The following is a 17,948-nucleotide window of genomic DNA, read 5'->3' as shown; positions in this document are numbered from 1 at the left end:
ATCGTTCGCCCTGGCTTCATCAGGACTTCGCGGGGGCGACACGGATTGGCCTTAACGGCCAACCAAAGCCCGTTTTGGGGCATGGGGGACCCTGGCCATGATCGTTGCGAATTCGAAACCTTGTCTGATGGCCGCCGCCAGCCTGCTGGTCCTGTCGGTTGCCGCGCCCGCGATGGCGCAAGAAGCGACCACCCTCGGGGACATCATCGTCACGGCCCAGAAGCGGGAACAGGCCTCGACGGATGTGCCGCTGGCCCTGACGGCCTATTCGGGGGAATTCCTCGACCAGATCGGGGTGCAGGAGTTCGAGGAACTGTCGCTCTTCGTTCCCGGCTTCGAGGTGCAGAACCAGTCGCCGAACAACCCCGGCTTCGTCATTCGCGGCATCACGTCGGACTCGGGCGAGGCGACGACCGAGCCGCGCGTGTCGGTGTTCCAGGACGGTGTGTCGATCTCGCGGTCGCGTGGATCCTACATCGAACTTTTCGACAATGAGCGGATCGAGATCGCCAAGGGACCGCAGTCGACCCTGTTCGGCCGCGGCGCTCTGATCGGCGCGGTCAACGTCGTTCAGAACAAGGCACAGCTCGATGACTTCAGCGGGAACGCTGAAACCGAGGTCGGCAACTACGGCTACTACATGGTGGGTGGAGCGGTGAACCTGCCGCTCGGCGAGGGCCTGGCCGTTCGTCTGTCGGGGCGGATCAAGCAGCGCGACGGGTTCGTCGAAAATCTGCTGGGCGGCGAAGACTTCAACTCGACGGACACGCAAGCCTACCGCGTAGCCTTGCGTGGACAGCTGGGCGAAAATCTTCGTGCCGACGTCATCGTCAACGTCCAGTTCGACAATCCCAGCGGCACGTCGTTCAAATCGCTGACCTATGCACCGACCAATCCCGATACGGGCGCGGTCATCGGCGACCTGGGGCGCAACTCGGGCGCGGCGCTGACCACCGCAGCCGGCTTCGAAGGTGACCAGCCGCTGGGCCTGGATCGCGAAGTCTATGGCGTCACCGCCCTGCTGGACTACACGATCAACGACGCCTTCAGCCTGTCGTCGATCACCGCCTTCCGCCAGTTCGACGGGACCGAAGTGTTCGATCCCGACGGCTTCTCGCTTCCTGTGTTCGTGTTCGCCGAAGACGCCCAGGCCGATATGGCCAGCCAGGAGCTGCGCCTGAACTATGATACCGGCGGCGCGATCACGGCCTTTGCCGGTGTCAGCTATTTCTGGGAGAAGGGTTCGCAGCGGGTGCCCTTGCGGACCAACGAGCGGCTGTTTGCCCTGCTGAACACTGGCGGGCTGCCGCGTCCGAACGGATTGTCGATGGCAATCGTCAACTCTATCCCGACCCTGGCCCCGCTCAAGGCCAATCACACCGAGACCTTTACCAACTATGGTGAAACCAAAGCCATCGACGTCTTCGCCGACGCGAGCTGGGCCGTCACCGATCGTCTGGAACTGACGGCGGGTGTGCGGTTCACCAGCGAGGACAAGAGGTCGGGATACGGTGCGCAACTGAACAACGGTGGATCGATCGTCGGCGGCAGTACGCCGACTGTGGCGCGCGGCCTGATCATCCAGCCGACCCTGAACGGTGAGCCGCAATACCAGTCAATCGAAGACGACGGCATCACCTATCGCGCGGTGGCACGTTACGAGCTGAGCAACGATTTCAACGTGTATGCCTCCTATGCCACGGGCCGTCGCCCGGTCGTGCTGGCGGTCGCGGCCCCGACGGCACCGCAGGGCAATGTCCGGTTCACTGAACTGCCTTCGGAAGAGGTTGAGAGCATCGAAATCGGCGCCAAGGGCGAGTTCCTGGACCGCACCCTGACGCTGGAATCCTCGATCTACGACTACAGTTACTCGAATTTTCAGACCACGATCCGCAACTCCGCCGGTCAGTTCGTGAGCATCAATGCCGGTGAAGCCTCGTCCTATGGCTATGAAGGGCAGGGTTCCTGGCGGCCGAACGACGTGTTCACTGCCTTCGCCACCTATGCTTACAACCATTCGCGCTTCGACATCGGGGCGTTCGAGGGCAACCGCTTCCGCCTGTCGCCGGACCACACATGGTCGGTCGGCGCGCGGGTGGCGATTCATGCCCTGGGCGGAGAGTTCTCGGCCGTGCCGACCTATACTTGGCAGTCCAAGGTCTTCTTCGACAACAACAACGACCGCAGGGACCTTCAGGGTGCCGATCGGATCGTCGATGAGTTCCAGGAGGCTTATGGCCTGCTGAACCTGCGCCTCACCTATGCGCCGGAAAACGCCAACTGGCAGGTCGAGGCCTTCGGCTCCAACCTGCTGGACGAGGAATACATCAAGGACGCGGGGAATACGGGCGACGCCTTCGGTATCGCCACCTTCATCGCCGGAGAGCCACGCTACTATGGCATTGGCTTCTCTGTGAGCTACTGAGATGACTCTGGACCGTCGCAGTCTGCTGGGTCTCATCGGGGCGGGAGCCGGCGTCGTCGCCGGCCCCGTCGCAGCGGCTTCCGTCGCGGGTGAGGTCGCCTTTCGTCATGGTGTGGCGTCGGGCGATCCGGATCAGGCCTCCGTTCTGCTGTGGACGCGGGTCACGGCCACTGACAGCGTCGAACTGCGATGGGAGGTCGCCGAGGATGAGGCGTTCCAGCGCATCGTGTCCCAGGGCCGCGCGACGACCGACGCCAGCCGCGATCACACGGTCAAGGTCGTCGCCGAAGGGCTGAAGCCCGGTCAGGATTACGTCTATCGGTTCGTTGTCGGTGAGCTGGTGTCGCCGACCGGGCGCACCCGGACCCTGCCCGAGGCGTCTTCGATCGATGCGGTCGTTCTGGCGGTGGCGTCGTGTTCGCTGCACCCCAACGGCCTGTTCAACGTCTATGACGCCATCGCCAGGCTGGAGCGTCTGGACGCGGTCCTGCACCTGGGGGACTACATCTACGAATATGGTGCGGGCCAGAACGATTACGGCATGGCCAATGGGCGGATCCTGAACCGCATCCCCGAGCCGGCGCACGAGATCCTGACGTTGGCGGACTATCGGTTGCGTCACGCCCAGTACAAGTCGGATGCCGACCTTCAGGCCGCCCACGCACGGGCGCCCTGGATCGTGGTCTATGACGACCACGAAACCGCCAACGATGCCTATGACGGCGGGGCCGAGAACAATCAGGCCGGCGAGGCCGACTGGGCGACGCGCAAGGCGGCGGGCCTGAAGGCCTATTTCGAATGGATGCCGATCCGCGATCCGGCCCCCGGCGTCGGTCTGGAAGCGGCGACCCATCGCAGTTTCCGCTTCGGCCGGTCGGCTTCGCTGCACATGGTCGAGACCCGGCTTCTGGCCCGCACCAAACAGCTGGAATATGCCGAGGACTTCTATGTCGCCGGGCCGAACGGGACGCCGGTTCCGGATCGCGACGGGTTCCTTGCCAAGCTGAACGACCCCGATCGTCGTCTGCTGGGCGATGCCCAGCTGGCGTGGATCGCGCAGGATACCAGGGCCGCCGTCGAGGCCGGTTGCGCCTGGCAGATCATCGGCAATCAGGTCGTCATGGCACGGGTCAAGGGTCCGGACATCGGTGCCCTGGTCCCGAAAGAGACCCTGGACGCCATGGTCGCCAGCCTGCCCGAGGCCATCCAGGGACGGGTGCGCCAGATCATCGCCCTGTTCGGACAGAACGTACCGTTCAACCTGGATGCCTGGGACGGTTATCCGGCCGAGCGCGAACGGCTGTATGCCGCACTGAAGGCGGCAAAGGCCCGGCCGATCGTCCTGGCAGGCGACAGCCATACCTTCTGGGTCGATCAGCTGAAGACAGCCACCGGTGAAAAGATCGGCGTTGAATTCGGTACGACGGGTGTCACCAGCCCCAGTCCGGCGGGCTATCTCGGTCTGCCCGAGGTGCAGCTGGGCCAGCTGATCGCGGCCCAGAACGACGAGGTCGAGCTGGTCGATTTCGGTCCGCGCGGCTTCATCGCCCTGACCCTCACGCCCGAGACGGCAAAGGCGGATCTGATCGGCGTGTCGACCATCGCGGCCAAGCCCTATTCGACCACGGTCGTGGCGAGCTACAGCGTGCGCGCCGAGGGGATCGGCGTGATCGGGGATCTGGTCCGGGGCTGAGCCCGGGACACCCGCCGTCAGGCGGCCCTGGCGGACGCCTTGCCGAAGTGGGGGTTCAACTCGCCCGCAGCGTAGCGCCTGGCCATGATGGCGGTGGAGACAGGCGTGATCTTCGACGCCATGCCTTCGCAGCCGAACTCCTGGAAGCGCTGCTGGCAGACCTTGCGCATCGCCTCCTTGGCGGGCTTCAGCCAGGCGCGCGGATCGAACTCGCCCGGCTTTTCGGCCAGCAGTTTTCGCACCGCGCCGGTCATGGCCATGCGGTTGTCGGTGTCGATGTTGATCTTGCGCACGCCATGCTTGATGCCGCGCTGGATCTCCTCCACCGGCACGCCCCAGGTCTGGGGCATCTGGCCGCCGTACTGGTTGATGATGTCCTGCAGGTCCTGCGGCACCGAGGAGCTGCCGTGCATGACCAGATGGGTGTCGGGCAGGCGACGGTGGATTTCCTCGATGACGTGCATGGCCAGGACCTCCCCATCGGGCTTGCGGCTGAACTTGTAGGCCCCGTGCGAGGTGCCCATGGCGATGGCGAGGGCATCGACCCCGGTGAGGCTGACGAAATCGACGGCCTGGTCCGGGTCGGTCAGCAGGGCGGCGTGGTCCAGAACACCCTCGAAGCCGTGGCCGTCCTCGGCCTCTCCCATGCCGGTTTCAAGCGACCCGAGTACGCCCAGCTCCCCCTCGACCGAGACGCCGCAGGCGTGGGCCATCTCGACCACCCGGCGGGTGACATCGACGTTGTAGTCATAGTCGGCGGGGGTCCTGGCGTCTTCCTTCAGGCTGCCGTCCATCATCACCGAGGTGAAGCCGTACTGGATGGCGGTGGCGCAGGTGGCCGGACCATTGCCGTGATCCTGGTGCATACAGACCGGGATGTGCGGATAGAGCTCGGCCAGGGCATCGATCAGCTTGGCCAGAACGATGTCATTGGCATAGGAGCGGGCGCCGCGGCTGGCCTGAATGATGACCGGCGCATTGACGGCCTCGGCCGCCTCCATGATCGCCAGACCCTGTTCCATGTTGTTGATGTTGTAGGCCGGCAGGCCGTAGTCGTTCTCGGCCGCATGGTCGAGAAGCTGTCGCAGCGTGATGCGCGCCATGGGGTAGGCTCCTGAGGTCTTTTGTTTTGCCCTCGCTTTAGCGGGCCGACGCGCTCAAGTCACGCCGTGTTACAGCCGTTTCAGGCGCGAAGAGCCTCGACCCCCGGCAACGGCTTGCCCTCCATCCATTCCAGGAAGGCCCCGCCGGCTGTGGAGACGAAGGTCATGTCGTCGACCACACCCGCATGGTTCAGGGCCGAGACCGTGTCTCCACCGCCGCCGACCGCGACCAGAACCCCGGCCCTGGCCAGAGCCGCGGCGTGATGGGCGACGGCAACGGTGGCGGTGTCGAAGGGCGGGACCTCGAACACACCGAGCGGCCCGTTCCAGATCAGGGTCTTCGACGCCGTCAGGGCCTCGACCAGACGGGCGACCGTGGCGGGACCGGCGTCCAGGATCTTGTCGGCGGCGGACAGGGTGTCTCCGGCCATGACGATGCGGCTGGCGGCACCGGGCTTGACCTCGGTGGCCACGACGAAATCGACGGGCAGCAGCAGTTCGCAGCCCTTCGATCCGGCTTCGGCTATGATCTCCAGCGCCGTCTCGGCCATGTCGCGTTCGGCGAGCGAGCCGCCGATGTCGATGCCTTGGGCGAAAAGGAAGGTGTTGGCCATGCCGCCGCCGATGGCCAGACGGTCCAGCTTGCCGACGAGGTTCCTGAGCAGGTCGAGCTTGGTCGAGACCTTGGCCCCGCCGACGATGCCGATGACGGGTTTCCTGGGGTTACCCAGGGCGGCGTCGAGGGCGTCGAGCTCGCGGCGCATCGACTCGCCGGCATAGGCGGGCAGGTGGTGGGCGATGCCCTCGGTCGAGGCATGGGCGCGGTGGGCGGCGGAGAAGGCGTCGTTGACATAGAGGTCGCCGAGGTCGGCCAGCTTCTGGGCGAAGGCGGGGTCGTTCGCCTCCTCGGCCGCATGGAAGCGGACGTTCTCCAGCAGGATGACGCCGCCGGCGTCGAGGTCGGCGATGGCGGCCACGGCATCCGGGCCGATGCAGTCGTCGGCGAAGCGGACGGGGGCACCCAGCAGGTCGGACAGGGGTTTGACGACGGGGCGCAGGCTCATCGACGGCACGACCTTGCCCTTGGGGCGGTCGAAATGGGCCAGCAGGGCGACCCTGGCCCCGGCGTCGCGCAGCTTCTGGATGGTGGGGATGGCGACGCGCAGTCGGGTGTCGTCGGTGATCCGGCCATCCTCCATCGGGACATTGAAATCCACGCGGACGAGGGCAGTCTTGCCGACCAGGGAACTGGCGTCGTCGAGGGTGCGGAAGGCCATATCGGTCTCACATTGAGGACAAAAGACCCCACCCAAAAGGCAGGGCACCGAGAAGGAAAGGCGCTGCGATCAACGCTGCAGAAGTCACGCGTAAAGAAGGCAGGCGGCGAAGCCAGACAAACAAGCCGAAAAGCCAGGCTATGCAGACTGCCAAGACGATGGCACCTCCGCCGGCGAGCACTACCGAAAGGGCAAACTGTCGCTCGGGTATTGAGCCGGTTATGGCTGCAAGCGCTGTCGCAATCGTAGCGACCAAACTCCACGCAAACGCCGCACCGACAAATATGGCCGAGAAGCCAAACAGGGCGGTCATGATCGCCCTGTTTGCCATCACATCAACTTCGCCATCACCAGCGCCGTGTCAGCCATCCGCGTCGCGAAGCCCCATTCGTTGTCATACCAGGTCAGGACGCGGGCCAGCTTGCCGTCGACGACCTGGGTCTGGGGCAGGGCGGCGGTGCTCGACGCGGCGATGTGGTTCAGGTCGCTGGAGACGAGCGGCTCGTCGGTGGTGGCGAGGACGCCCTTCATCGGGCCGTCGGCGGCGGCCTGGAGCGCGGCGTTGATCTCCTCGACCGTGACGTCGCGACCGGCGACGACCTTCAGATCGACGACGGAGACGTTGGGGGTCGGGACGCGGATGGACGATCCGTCCAGCTTGCCCTTCAGGGCGGGCAGGACCAGCCCCAGGGCCTTGGCGGCGCCGGTCGAGGTCGGGATCATCGACAGGGCGGCGGCGCGGGCGCGGTACAGGTCCTTGTGTATCGTATCCAGGGTCGGCTGGTCGCCGGTGTAGGAGTGGATCGTGGTCATATAGCCGCGCTCGATCCCGAACAGGTCGTGCAGGACCTTGGCGACGGGGGCCAGGGCGTTGGTGGTGCAGCTGCCGTTCGAGACGATGATATCTCCGGCGGTCAGGGTGTCGTGGTTGACCTTGTAGACGATGGTCTTGTCGGCGTTGTCTCCGGGGGCCGAGATCAGGACGCGCTTGGCACCGGCCTTCAGGTGCGCCTCGGCCTTGTCCCGGGCAGTGAAGATGCCGGTGCATTCGAAGGCGATGTCGACGTTCAGGTCCTTGTGCGGCAGGTTCGCCGGGTCGCGCTCGGCCGTGACCTTGATCTTGCCCAGACCCACGTCGATCCAGTCATCGCCGTGGCTGATCGTGCCGGGGAAGCGGCCGTGGACGCTGTCGTATTTCAGCAGGTGGGCATTGGTGGCCACCGGCCCCAGATCGTTGATCGCCACCACCTCGATGTCGCGACGGCCGTGCTCGACGATGGAACGCAGGACGAGGCGGCCGATGCGGCCGAAACCGTTGATGGCGACGCGGACGGTCATGATGGCTTAGTCTCCTGAAGCGGTGGTTGCCGTTTTTATGGCCCGCCGCGTGTCACGCTGCCTGAGGCCGGGATGGGCGCTTCAATGGAACCCGTGGCCGCCAGGATCAACCCCGCAGGCGTCACAAGGGGTGAAGGATTGTATCGCTCAGCCGGTGAGCGGCAGGGACAGACGGGCCTCCAGCCCACCGCCCGGCCGGTTCGACAGGGTCACGTCGCCGCCCGCCGCCCGCGCCGCCTGACGGGCGACAGCCAGACCCAGCCCCGCCCCGCCCGTCTGGCGGTTGCGGGAGCGCTCGCCCCGGTGGAAGGGCTCGAACACCGCGTCCAGTTCGTCGTCGGCCAGGCCGGGGCCGTCGTCGGCAACGGTGACGATCGCGCGATCGCCCTGGCGTCTGGCCTCGACGCGTGCGGTTCCGGCGAACTTCAGCGCATTGTCGATCAGATTGGCGACCGCTCGCCGGAGGGCTGCCGGGTCACCCGTGACGGGCAGAGGTCCGGCTCCGACGAAGGTCACGGCCGCGCCGGTCTCGGCGAAGCCACCGGCGCAGGTCTCGGAGAGGGCGGCCAGATCCAGTGGCTCGCGCCGTTCGGCCTGGGCCTCGCCCCGCACGAAGGCCATGGCCTGGCCGATCAGGGCGTCCATCTCCTCGACGTCCGATGCCATCCTGTCGCGCAGGGCGTCCGGGGCCTGCTCGGCCCGGAACCGGAGGCGGGTCAGGGGGGTGCGCAGGTCGTGGGCGATGGCGGCGATGGTCTGGGTCCGCTGGCGCATATGGTCCCGGATGGAGGCCTGCATGTCGTTGAAGGCGGCGATGGCGGTGCGGACCTCGCGGGGCCCGGCGGGGCGCAGGGGCGCGGCATCGGGATCGGCCCCGAGACGTTCTGCGGCCTCGGCGAACACGCGAATGGGACGGGTCAGCCGACGCGCCATCAACCAGACGAGCGGGGCCAGCAGCAGGGCGGTGATCCCCAGGGCGATCAGCAGCCGCATCTGCCACGGATCGATCAGGCCCCGCGGCGGCTCGACCGTGGCCCAGCGGCCGTCGGGCAGGCGCAGGGAGGCCGAGAAGGGCGCGAACGTCAGGCGATCCGCCGCCACGTTGAAGCGCAGCTGGCGGTCGCCGGACGTGATGATGTGGACGGAGGACCCGCCCGGCGGCGGCGCTCCACCGGGATCGGCCTGGCGCGCGACGATGGCCCCCATTTCGGCCATCAGGGCGTCATGGCCCGCGCGACCGGCGTCGTCGGGGCCCTGGGTGAAGACGAAGCTTTCCACACGCCGTTCGCCCCGGGGTGGCGGAGGTCCGGCCAGACCCGGCGGCCCGGCTTCCCGCCGCCGTATGTTGAACTCGGTGCGCTCCGGGGCCAGGCGGACCCTGACCGCACTGGCCGGCACGCCCAATCGCTGTGACAGGGCCAGGGTGATCCCCGTCTCGATCGGACCCGGGCCGACCTCGGCCACGCCCGGCTGCGCCGACACCGATCGTCTGAGGGCGCGTCCGTCCGAGGTCTCGGCCGCCTTGCCCTGCAGCGCATCGGCGGCCGCCGCGACGCTGAACCCGGCGGGACGCGGTGCCGGGGCCAGCAGGACGACCGCAAAGGTCACCGCCTGGGTGGCCACGACGGCGAACACGGCCAGCAAGGCCACCTGGACCAGGACCGACAGGGATGACAGGGGGTTCTTCACGCCCGGCCCCCGCGTTCGGCCTTTCGCACGCGCGCGTCGAAACGGTAACCCTCGCCCCGGATGGTGGTGATCAGGTCGCGTCCCGACCCGTCGTCGAGCTTCTTTCTCAGGCGGCTGATCTGCACGTCCATGGCCCGGTCGAAGACATCGGCCTCGCTGCCGCGGGCGGCCTCCAGCAGCTGGTCGCGGGTCAGGATGCGGCCGGGCCTTTCGACGAAGGCGCGCAGCAGGCCGAATTCCCCCGCAGACAGCTGAACCGCCTCGCCGTCGGCGCGCGTCAGCTCGCGCCGGACCAGGTCGAGGGTCCAGCCGTCGAAGGTCAGGGCCGCTTCGGCCGGGGTGTCGTCGTCTCGGGGGCGGCGCAGCACGGCGCGGATGCGCGCCAGCAGTTCGCGCGGATTGCAGGGCTTGGCCAGATAGTCGTCGGCGCCGAGCTCGAGCCCTACGATCCGGTCCGTGTCCTCGCCCATGGCCGACAGCATGACGACTGGCGGCGTGCCCGACAGGCGGCGCACGACCGACAGGCCGTCCTCGCCCGGCATCATCAGATCCAGCACGATCAGATCGGTGGGGCCGGACGCCAGGGCCCGGTCCATCTCGGCGGCGGAGGCGGCCCCGCGCGCCTGATAGCCATGCTGACCCAGATAGTCGCACAGCACCTCGCGGATGCCGGGGTCGTCATCGACGACGAGGATGCGGGCGGGTGCGTCGTTCATGCCGCCTTGATGCCACCCCAACGGCGCCGCGTCATTTCACGGCTGAAACAATCCGCACCCGGCCTGAAATGCGTCTGCAAACCGCGCATGGTCCAAGGGCGTCATCACAAATCGAGGAGTCGTCCCCATGACCATCGCTGCCATCGCCCTTGTCACAGCCCTGATGGGGTCTCCCGTTCAGGATGAAGCCGCCCTGCAGGCTGGACTTGCACACGCCCTGGGGCCAGGGGGCGAGGTGCGCGTCGTGGTCGTCAACGGACCCGGTGATCCCGGTCGCCTTGATGCCGACGGCGACGGCGTGGTCACCCGCGAGGAGTTCTCCGCGCCGATGTCGACGGCCTTCGACCGGCTGGACGCCGACCACGACGGGCGACTGACGACCGATGAAATGGCGGCAGGACACGGCGAAGGCGGCCCGGATGGTCCCGGGGTCCATATCATCACGAGGCGCGGACCCGGTGGACCGGATGGTCCGGGCGGTCATCCGATGATGTTCCTCGGCGGACCTGAGGGCGGCGACGCCCAGGTCTTCATGTTCCGGCATGACGGTGGACCCGAGGGGGGCCCGCCCCCCGGCCCCGGTGGGCCCGGCGAGCGCCGCGTCGAGATCCGGCGCTTCGGTGGACCCGAGGGCCACGGATCGATGGACACCAACCATGACGGCAAGATCTCGGAAGACGAGTTCCTGGCCCCGATGCGCGAGGCCTTCCAGTCGATGGATGCCGATCGCGACGGCTCGCTCGACGACAGCGAGGAACCGCACGGCCCGCCGCCGCCGCCTCACGCCCCGCATGGGCCTCGTCCGCCTGCGAACTAGGGCATGATCGTTTGAGGTGGACCCACGTCGTGGGTCCAGCCGAAAGCGTGAATCATGCCCTCGCTCATATCTGGAGCCTGATTCACGGCATCGGCGGAATCGCGAAGCGATTCCACCTCAGCCGATCAGGCTCTGGGATCGACGGCCAACACTTGAGGGGCGGGCTCGGCCCGGTCTAGGCTGGCGGGGATGACGCTCCCCGCCGGCCGCCTGCTTTCGACGATCCGGGGCCTGGCGGTCGCGATGGCGCTCGCAGGAGGCCTGCTGCCCCCCGCCCCGGTGTCGGCGCAGGTCGCGGCCGCCGAAGCCGCTTGGCACGTACCGATGCCGAGGGCGCGAGCGCGCATGAATGCGCGCGTGTTCGACACGGTCTGGAACACGGTGAGTCGCCAGTATTACGATCCCGGCCTGCATGGGGTCGATTGGCGTGCCGCCCGCCAGACCTATCGTCCGATGGCCCTGGCGGCCACCGATGACCGCCAGCTCTATCGCGCGATCGGCCAGATGCTCGCTCTGCTGGACGACCAGCACGCCGGTGCCATCTCACCCGCCATGGCCCGGCGCCAGGACGTGGCACGGACGCGGCGGGCGGTCATGGGCCTGGTTCTGTCCAGGGAGACGTCGGATGTCTGGCGGGTCGATGCGGTGCGTCCGGGGTCTCCGGCCGAAGAGGCGGGCATCCAGCCCGGATGGCGCCTGCAAAGCGTCGATGGACAGGCCTGGGGCGTGGATTTTGCCGTGGAAGACGGCCGGCCGCTGCGGCTGGACCTGACCGACGAACAGGGCGTCCTGCATTCCCTGAGCGTGGTCCCGCGCGAGATGGAGCCGATCCCGGCCTTCAGCCTCGACGACAGTCGACCGGGCGTCGTCGTCCTGCGGGCCGAAGGGTTCGAGTCCGGCATGGGGCGCTGGCTGGGCGAGCAACTGGCGCGACTGTCGCCGGATACGGATGTGATCCTGGACCTGCGGGGCAATCCCGGCGGGCTCCTGCTCGAGGCTGACGCGACCCTGTCGTGCTTCCTGCCCGCGCGGCAGGCCTGGGCGACGCGGATATCGCGATCGGGGCGGCCGGTGACGCTGTCGATCATGCCGGGGTGTGGGCCCCTGCGCGAGCCGATCGCCAATGATGTGGCCCTGCTGGTCGACGCCAACAGCCGCAGCGCCGCCGAACTGACGCCTGCGGCCCTTCAGGAAGCGGGACGCGCCCTGGTGGTCGGGGAGCACACGGCGGGGGCGGTACTGATCTCGCAGGACACGCGTCTGCCGGACGGAGGGCGGCTGACGCTGAGCCGGGCCGATTACATCACGGCAGGTGGCGTGCGGCTGGAAAAGAACGGCGTCGAGCCGGACATCCTGGCAACCCGTTCAGCCGAAGACCTCCGCGCCGGACGCGACCCGGCGCTGGACGCGGCCATCCACGCCCTGGCCCAGCCCGAAGCGGTGCAGCGTGCCCGGGTCGCCGCCCGGCGACCCGATCTCTAGAGTCTCGGCTCGGCCTGTTCTGCGCCGCCCCGGTTGTGCGCGGCATGCGCGGGTTCGATCGCCTCGATCCGTGTCGGCTGGACCCCCGACGTGGATCCACCCCAAACGATCATGCCCTGGGCGAACGGCGTGTCGTGCTCAGAGCCGCGCCCTGACAGCGGCCACGACCGCGTCCGCCGTGATCCCGAACTCGCGGTACAGGACCTCTGCCGGGGCCGAGGCGCCGAAGCCGGTCATGCCGACGAAGCCACCGTCCTCGCCGATGAACCGTTCCCAGCCTTGTCTGATCGCGGCCTCGACCGCGACCCGGACGGTGCCGCGTCCGATCACCGAGGTCTGCCAGGCGGCGTCCTGCTGTTCGAACAGTTCGAAGCAGGGGACCGAGACGACGCGCGTCGGTGTGCCTTCGCCTTCCAGGGTCGCGGCCGCCTTCAGGGCGACGGGCACCTCGGTGCCGCTGGCGAACAGCGTCACCTGCGCGTCACCCGACGCGGCCTTCAATTCATAGGCCCCCCGAGCCGACAGGTTCTCGTCCGAGGCCGTCACGCGCACCGCCGCCGTCTTCTGACGCGACAGGGCCATGGCGGACGGCGTGGTCTTGTGCTGCAGGGCCAGCTGCCAGCACTCGAAGGCCTCGACCGTGTCGGCGGGGCGGAACACCAGCAGGTTCGGGATCGCCCGAAGCGCCGCCAGATGCTCGACCGGCTGGTGCGTCGGGCCGTCTTCGCCGAGGCCGATGGAATCGTGGGTCAGGACATGGATGACGCGCACCCCCATCAGGGCCGCCATCCGGATCGCCGGGCGGCTGTAGTCCGAGAACACCATGAAGGTGCCGCCATACGGGATGACCCCGCCGTGCAGGGCCATGCCGGTCATGGCCGCCGCCATGCCGAACTCGCGGATGCCCCAGTTGACGTAGCGACCCTCGTAGTCGGGCGCATCGAAGATCGGCGTGCCCTTGACGAAGGTGTTGTTGGATCCGGTCAGGTCGGCCGAGCCGCCGATCATCTCCGGCACCGCTCCGAACAGGGTCTCAAGCGCGGCGCCCGACGACTGGCGCGTGGCCTGGGCCGGCTGGTCCACGACCAGGCGGGCAATCCCGGCATTCAGGGCGTCGAACGCGCGCTCGGGCAGGTTGCCCGCCATGGCGCGGGTGAAATCGGTGGCCTGTGGCGAGGCCGCCAGACGCGCTTCCCACGCCTTGCGGACTTTGGATCCCCGCCGGCCTGCCTTGCGCCAGGCCTTCTCGATCGCCTCGGGGATGACGAAAGGCGCGTGGTCCCATGCCAGGCCCAGACGCGTCGCGGCGATCTCGGCGGCGCCCAGGGCCGCGCCGTGCGTCTTGTGGCTACCTTCCATGGTCGCGGCACCGCGACCGATCCGGGTCTTGCAGGCGATCAGGGTGGGCTTGTCCTGTTTCGTCGCCCACTGCAGTGCCGATTTGATGGCCTTGGTGTCATGGCCGTCGATCGCCTTGACGGCCCAGCCGGCGGCCTTGAAGCGGGCCTTCTGGTCGGTGGCGTCCGACAGGGCGACGGCCCCGTCGATGGTGATGGCATTGTCGTCCCACAGCACTGTCAGCCTGTTCAGGCGGTAGCGACCGGCGAGCGCGATCGCCTCCTGCGACACGCCCTCCATCAGACAGCCGTCGCCGGCGATGACCCAGGTCCGGTGGTCGACCAGGTCCTCGCCGTACTTCGCCGCCAGATGCCGCTCGGCCATGGCGAACCCGACCGAGTTGGCCAGACCCTGACCCAGAGGCCCTGTGGTCGTCTCCACGCCCGGCATGTGACCATACTCGGGGTGTCCGGCGGTCCTGGAGCCCCACTGGCGGAAGTTCGAAAGCTGTTCGGCCGTCGCGGCCTTGTATCCGGTCAGGTGCAGCAGGGCATAGATCAGCATCGAGCCGTGGCCGGCCGACAGGATGAACCGGTCCCGGTCGGCCCAGTCAGGGCGGCTGGCATCGAACTTCAGGAACTTCGAGAACAGCACCGTCGCCACGTCGGCCATGCCCATCGGCATGCCGGGGTGGCCGCTGTTGGCCTTCTCGACGCCGTCCATCGCCAGAACACGGATGGCATCGGCCATCTGTTTCAAGGTAGCCTTTGCGGAGGCGGTCTTGGCATCTGCCACGGGCGAATCTTTCGTCTGGGGGCGGAAAAGGCGGGCGCCGCGCTTTACCGCGCGGCGTGGGCGGGTTCTATAAGAAATCTGGAGGAAGCGACCGATGGCTGATGCCACCACCGCCGCGCGCGACCGCATCGATCGGGCCCTGGCCCTGCTCGAGCGCCGGCTCAACGAGTTGAAGGCCATGCCTGTCGTGGCGGACGACGACCTGTTCGCCGTGCCGCTATCGTCCGCAGGGCTGGCCGCCGACAAGGCGCGCATCGCCGAACTGGAGGCTGCAGGGCAGGAGGCCTCGCGCGCCCTGGCCCAGGCCGCCGAGGCGGTTCGAGCCGTCCTGTCCGAGGGGGCCGACTGATGGCCACGGTGACGGTCGACATCAATGGACGCCCCTATGCCGTGGGCTGCGCCGATGGTCAGGAGGACCGGGTCCGGGTCCTGGCCAGACAGTTCGACGCCAATGTGCGCCAGGTCGCGGCCGACGTGGGCCATGTCGGCGATCTGCGGCTGTTTCTGATGGCGGCGCTGGTGCTGGCCGACGAGTTGCATGAGGCGCGACTGGCCGTGGGCGGGGAGATCACCCTGCCAGCGGCGGTGCCGCACGCGGAACCCGGGGTGGCCGAGGCCTTGAATGCGGTCGCCGCCCGCATCGAGAAGATCGCCCAGAGCCTCTGATCTTCGCGTCGCCCGCCATTGCCGCGGGTGCATTGCGCGCCTATCTTCCCCGGTGGCGGGTCATGCTGTGGCTCACGTCGAAGGCAACATATCCTCGCGGCCTTAATTCACTCGAAGGGATCTGTCCCTGTCTGACCTCGTGGGGTCGGGTACACGGAGCCCACCTGGCTACCCAGGCTCGAGAGGATTTAAACCGTCCTTCACGGCTCTCGCGGCGCCGCCAACCTCTTTCCCGCATTTGGCGCTACCCCTCACGGTTTGCGCACCCGGAACACGCCGGTTTCGCTTGAGAGCGCCAAATGCCAAGCGTAATCAGCGCTCTAAACAGGAGCAGACCATGAAGCGCGGCTGGTTCGGCCCCAAAAGGTTCGGCTGGGGAGCCTCACCCGCGAGTTCGGAAGGCTGGCTGGCCACAGGCATCATGGTGCTGGCCTTGATCGGGGCTTCGATCGTGTTCGGTGAGCGGCCCCACGGCTGGATCGCGCCGGCCCTCGTGCTCATGGTCTATTCGGTCGTGGTGGTGCTGACCTATCGCCATGACGCCAGGCCGTGGATGTGACGCCCGCCGACAAGGGGGCCCTCCGCGTCCAGACCCGCTGTGTTCGCAGACGGTTGGCCGAGACCTTTCCTGACGCCGCAGAGCGCGCCGCATCGCATGTCGGGGCCCTGTCGCCCGGCAGTATTGTCGCCGTGTATCGTGCCATGGGGTCCGAACTCGACCCGGAACCCCTGGCCCGCGCCCTGATCGACCAGGGCCGTGTCCTGTGCCTGCCGGTGGTGCTGGCCCGCGACGCCCCCATGATCTTCCGCCGCTGGTCGCCCGGCGATCCGCTGGAGGTCGACGTCGCCGGGTGTCCCGCGCCCTTGCCCCTGGCGGAGATGCTGACGCCCGATCTGGTCATCACCCCATTGCTCGCATTCGACGCAGAGGGCGGACGGCTGGGGCAGGGCGGAGGATATTACGACCGGACGTTCGCGGCGTCCGCGGAAGCGATACGGATCGGCCTAGCGTATTCAGGCCAGTTGCTGGCCGGATTGCCGATCGAACCCCATGATGCCCGTCTGCACGGCGTCCTCACCGAGACCGGATTTCACCGGTGTATATGGCGTTGATATATGCCGTCGTTTGGCCTAGGTTGTCGTCATGACCCTGCCTCGCGCCACGGTATTCAGAACCAACCGCTCCCAGGCGATCCGCATCCCGAAAGCGGTGGCCTTTCCCGATGACGTCAAGGAGTTGGTCGCCATTCGGGAAGGGCGGGGACTGCTGCTTGTTCCGCCGGATGATGTCTGGACGAGCTTCTTCAACAGGCCGGGCATCGATATCGAAGAGCCGGAAGACCCGATCGACGATTCACCGCCGGTCAGCTTCGACTGATGTCACTGTTCATGGTCGATACCAGCGTCTGTATCCGGGCGCTGAGAGGGCGTTCACGCCTATTGATGGATCGCTTTCAGGAAGAAGCAGACAGGATCGCCATCTCCTCGGTGGTCTTGATGGAACTGCTGTATGGCGCGGCGGTTTCGGCCCGCCCCCGGCATCACAGGTCCGAGGTTGAAGACTTCGTCGATCGCCTGATGGTCCTGGACCTCGATTCGGAGGCTGCCGCCCACGCTGCCGACATCAAGGCGGATCTGCGCGCCAAAGGAACGCCGATCGGCGTCCACGACACCCTGATCGCCGGACATGCCAGAAGTCGGAGTTCGATCCTGATCACGGGCAATCTCAACGAGTTCAAGCGGGTCGATGGCCTGCGGTGCGACGACTGGCCGGACACACAGACATGAGACTGGCCTTCTTCGGCGATGTGATCGGCAAATCCGGTCGCGACGGCCTGTCCGACCATCTGCCGGGGCTGAAGCGAGTGCTGAAACTCGACTTCGTCGTGGTCAATGCGGAGAACGCGGCGGGCGGCTTCGGCATCACCGAGAACACGGCGAAAGAGCTCTTCATGGCCGGGGCCGACTGCCTGACGCTGGGCAACCACTCGTGGGACCAGCGCGAGGCCCTGACCTATATCGTGCGCGAGCCGCGCCTGATCCGGCCGGCCAACTATCCCCGGCTGATGGATGCGCCGGGTGCCGGGGCCAATCTGTTCGAGACACCGTCGGGCAAGACGGTGCTGGTCATGAACGTGCTGGGCCGGATCCACATGGACGCGGTCGACGATCCGTTCGGTGCCGTGGATCGAGAGCTGAACGCCGCCCCCCTGGGCCACGTCGCCGATGCTGTGATCGTCGACATGCACTGCGAGGCCACCAGCGAGAAGATGGCCATGGGCCACTTCTGCGACGGCCGCGCTTCGCTGGTGGTCGGCACCCACACCCATGTCCCGACCGCCGACGCCCAGATCCTGCCCGGCGGCACGGCCTATCAGACCGATGCGGGCGGCTGCTGCGACTATGACTCGGTGATCGGCAACGAGAAGGAAGAGCCGCTGCGCCGGTTCACGACCCGCATCTCGCAGGGCCGCTACACACCCGCGCATGGCCCGGCGACGATCTGCGGCGTCTATGTCGAGACCGACGACAGGACCGGCCTTGCGGTGCGCATCGAGCCGATCCGGGTCGGCGGCCGGCTGAAACAGACGATTCCCGAGGCGGCCTGA

At 67.5% G+C, this 17,948-nt stretch carries 18 protein-coding genes; 11 read left to right on the top strand and 7 right to left on the bottom strand.

All coding sequences use genetic code 11. The features are described from left to right. Nucleotides 1–127 precede the first annotated feature (127 nt). Nucleotides 128–2,425, top strand: a complete 2,298-nt coding sequence (locus HZ989_RS13125; RefSeq protein WP_245162372.1) for a TonB-dependent receptor — start codon at nt 128–130, stop codon at nt 2,423–2,425. A 1-nt stretch (nt 2,426) separates the two neighbouring features. Further along, nucleotides 2,427–4,118: an alkaline phosphatase gene (locus tag HZ989_RS13120; RefSeq protein ID WP_209321246.1), complete on the top strand. Its 1,692-nt coding sequence runs from the start codon at nt 2,427–2,429 to the stop codon at nt 4,116–4,118. A 17-nt stretch (nt 4,119–4,135) separates the two neighbouring features. Here the strand turns inward: HZ989_RS13120 and fba are convergent, their stop codons facing one another. The 6 genes from fba to HZ989_RS13090 form a co-directional block, all read right to left on the bottom strand. Then, nucleotides 4,136–5,221 (bottom strand): class II fructose-bisphosphate aldolase, encoded by a 1,086-nt coding sequence (fba, locus tag HZ989_RS13115; RefSeq protein ID WP_209321245.1) that lies wholly within the window; start codon nt 5,219–5,221, stop codon nt 4,136–4,138. A gap of 80 nt (nt 5,222–5,301) precedes the next feature. Beyond that, nucleotides 5,302–6,498: a phosphoglycerate kinase gene (gene pgk / locus HZ989_RS13110; protein ID WP_209321244.1), complete on the bottom strand. Its 1,197-nt coding sequence runs from the start codon at nt 6,496–6,498 to the stop codon at nt 5,302–5,304. Nucleotides 6,499–6,505: 7 nt separating this feature from the next. Next, the gene (locus HZ989_RS13105; protein WP_209321243.1) at nt 6,506–6,811 is read right to left on the bottom strand and encodes a hypothetical protein; all 306 of its coding nucleotides are present in this window, start codon (nt 6,809–6,811) and stop codon (nt 6,506–6,508) included. Nucleotides 6,812–6,828: 17 nt separating this feature from the next. After that, on the bottom strand, nt 6,829–7,836 hold the full coding sequence (gene gap / locus HZ989_RS13100; protein ID WP_209321242.1) for a type I glyceraldehyde-3-phosphate dehydrogenase: 1,008 nt from the start codon (nt 7,834–7,836) through the stop codon (nt 6,829–6,831). Between the two features lie 147 nt (nt 7,837–7,983). Next, complete coding sequence (locus tag HZ989_RS13095) at nt 7,984–9,525, bottom strand: ATP-binding protein (protein ID WP_209321241.1); 1,542 nt, start codon at nt 9,523–9,525, stop codon at nt 7,984–7,986. Then, on the bottom strand, nt 9,522–10,241 hold the full coding sequence (locus HZ989_RS13090; protein WP_209321240.1) for a response regulator: 720 nt from the start codon (nt 10,239–10,241) through the stop codon (nt 9,522–9,524). Before HZ989_RS13090 ends, HZ989_RS13095 begins: the two co-directional genes overlap by 4 nt. A 127-nt stretch (nt 10,242–10,368) precedes the next feature. Here HZ989_RS13090 and HZ989_RS13085 point away from each other — a divergent pair, with 127 nt between their 5' ends. Together HZ989_RS13085 and HZ989_RS13080 are read left to right on the top strand one after the other, a co-directional pair. After that, nucleotides 10,369–11,058, top strand: a complete 690-nt coding sequence (locus HZ989_RS13085) for an EF-hand domain-containing protein (protein ID WP_209321239.1) — start codon at nt 10,369–10,371, stop codon at nt 11,056–11,058. A gap of 189 nt (nt 11,059–11,247) precedes the next feature. Beyond that, nucleotides 11,248–12,540 carry a S41 family peptidase gene (locus HZ989_RS13080; protein WP_209321238.1) on the top strand — a complete coding sequence of 431 codons (1,293 nt, stop codon included), beginning with the start codon at nt 11,248–11,250 and terminating at the stop codon, nt 12,538–12,540. 138 nt (nt 12,541–12,678) lie between these two features. Here the strand turns inward: HZ989_RS13080 and tkt are convergent, their stop codons facing one another. After that, nucleotides 12,679–14,628: a transketolase gene (gene tkt / locus HZ989_RS13075; RefSeq protein WP_245162538.1), complete on the bottom strand. Its 1,950-nt coding sequence runs from the start codon at nt 14,626–14,628 to the stop codon at nt 12,679–12,681. A gap of 139 nt (nt 14,629–14,767) precedes the next feature. On the opposite strand from tkt, the gene HZ989_RS13070 reads away from it, so the two are divergent. From HZ989_RS13070 to HZ989_RS13040, 7 genes are all read left to right on the top strand, one after another. Continuing rightward, entirely contained in the window at nt 14,768–15,022 is a 255-nt protein-coding gene (locus HZ989_RS13070; RefSeq protein WP_209321236.1) for a hypothetical protein, read from the top strand. Then, nucleotides 15,022–15,339, top strand: a complete 318-nt coding sequence (locus HZ989_RS13065) for a cell division protein ZapA (RefSeq protein ID WP_209321235.1) — start codon at nt 15,022–15,024, stop codon at nt 15,337–15,339. The genes HZ989_RS13070 and HZ989_RS13065 overlap by 1 nt, the downstream gene beginning before the upstream one ends. A 337-nt stretch (nt 15,340–15,676) precedes the next feature. Further along, on the top strand, nt 15,677–15,898 hold the full coding sequence (locus tag HZ989_RS13060; RefSeq protein WP_209321234.1) for a hypothetical protein: 222 nt from the start codon (nt 15,677–15,679) through the stop codon (nt 15,896–15,898). Next, nucleotides 15,889–16,452: a 5-formyltetrahydrofolate cyclo-ligase gene (locus tag HZ989_RS13055; RefSeq protein ID WP_245162371.1), complete on the top strand. Its 564-nt coding sequence runs from the start codon at nt 15,889–15,891 to the stop codon at nt 16,450–16,452. The genes HZ989_RS13060 and HZ989_RS13055 overlap by 10 nt, the downstream gene beginning before the upstream one ends. Nucleotides 16,453–16,483: 31 nt before the next feature. Continuing rightward, nucleotides 16,484–16,717: a type II toxin-antitoxin system VapB family antitoxin gene (vapB, locus tag HZ989_RS13050; protein WP_209321233.1), complete on the top strand. Its 234-nt coding sequence runs from the start codon at nt 16,484–16,486 to the stop codon at nt 16,715–16,717. Continuing rightward, the gene (locus HZ989_RS13045) at nt 16,717–17,127 is read left to right on the top strand and encodes a PIN domain-containing protein (RefSeq protein WP_209321232.1); all 411 of its coding nucleotides are present in this window, start codon (nt 16,717–16,719) and stop codon (nt 17,125–17,127) included. The genes vapB and HZ989_RS13045 overlap by 1 nt, the downstream gene beginning before the upstream one ends. Further along, complete coding sequence (locus HZ989_RS13040; RefSeq protein ID WP_209321231.1) at nt 17,124–17,948, top strand: TIGR00282 family metallophosphoesterase; 825 nt, start codon at nt 17,124–17,126, stop codon at nt 17,946–17,948. Before HZ989_RS13045 ends, HZ989_RS13040 begins: the two co-directional genes overlap by 4 nt.

Source organism: Brevundimonas sp. AJA228-03, assembly GCF_017795885.1.
GTDB lineage: Bacteria > Pseudomonadota > Alphaproteobacteria > Caulobacterales > Caulobacteraceae > Brevundimonas.
The sequence above is the reverse complement of the archived record's forward strand: the minus strand, read 5'-3'. Positions and strand labels throughout refer to the sequence as shown.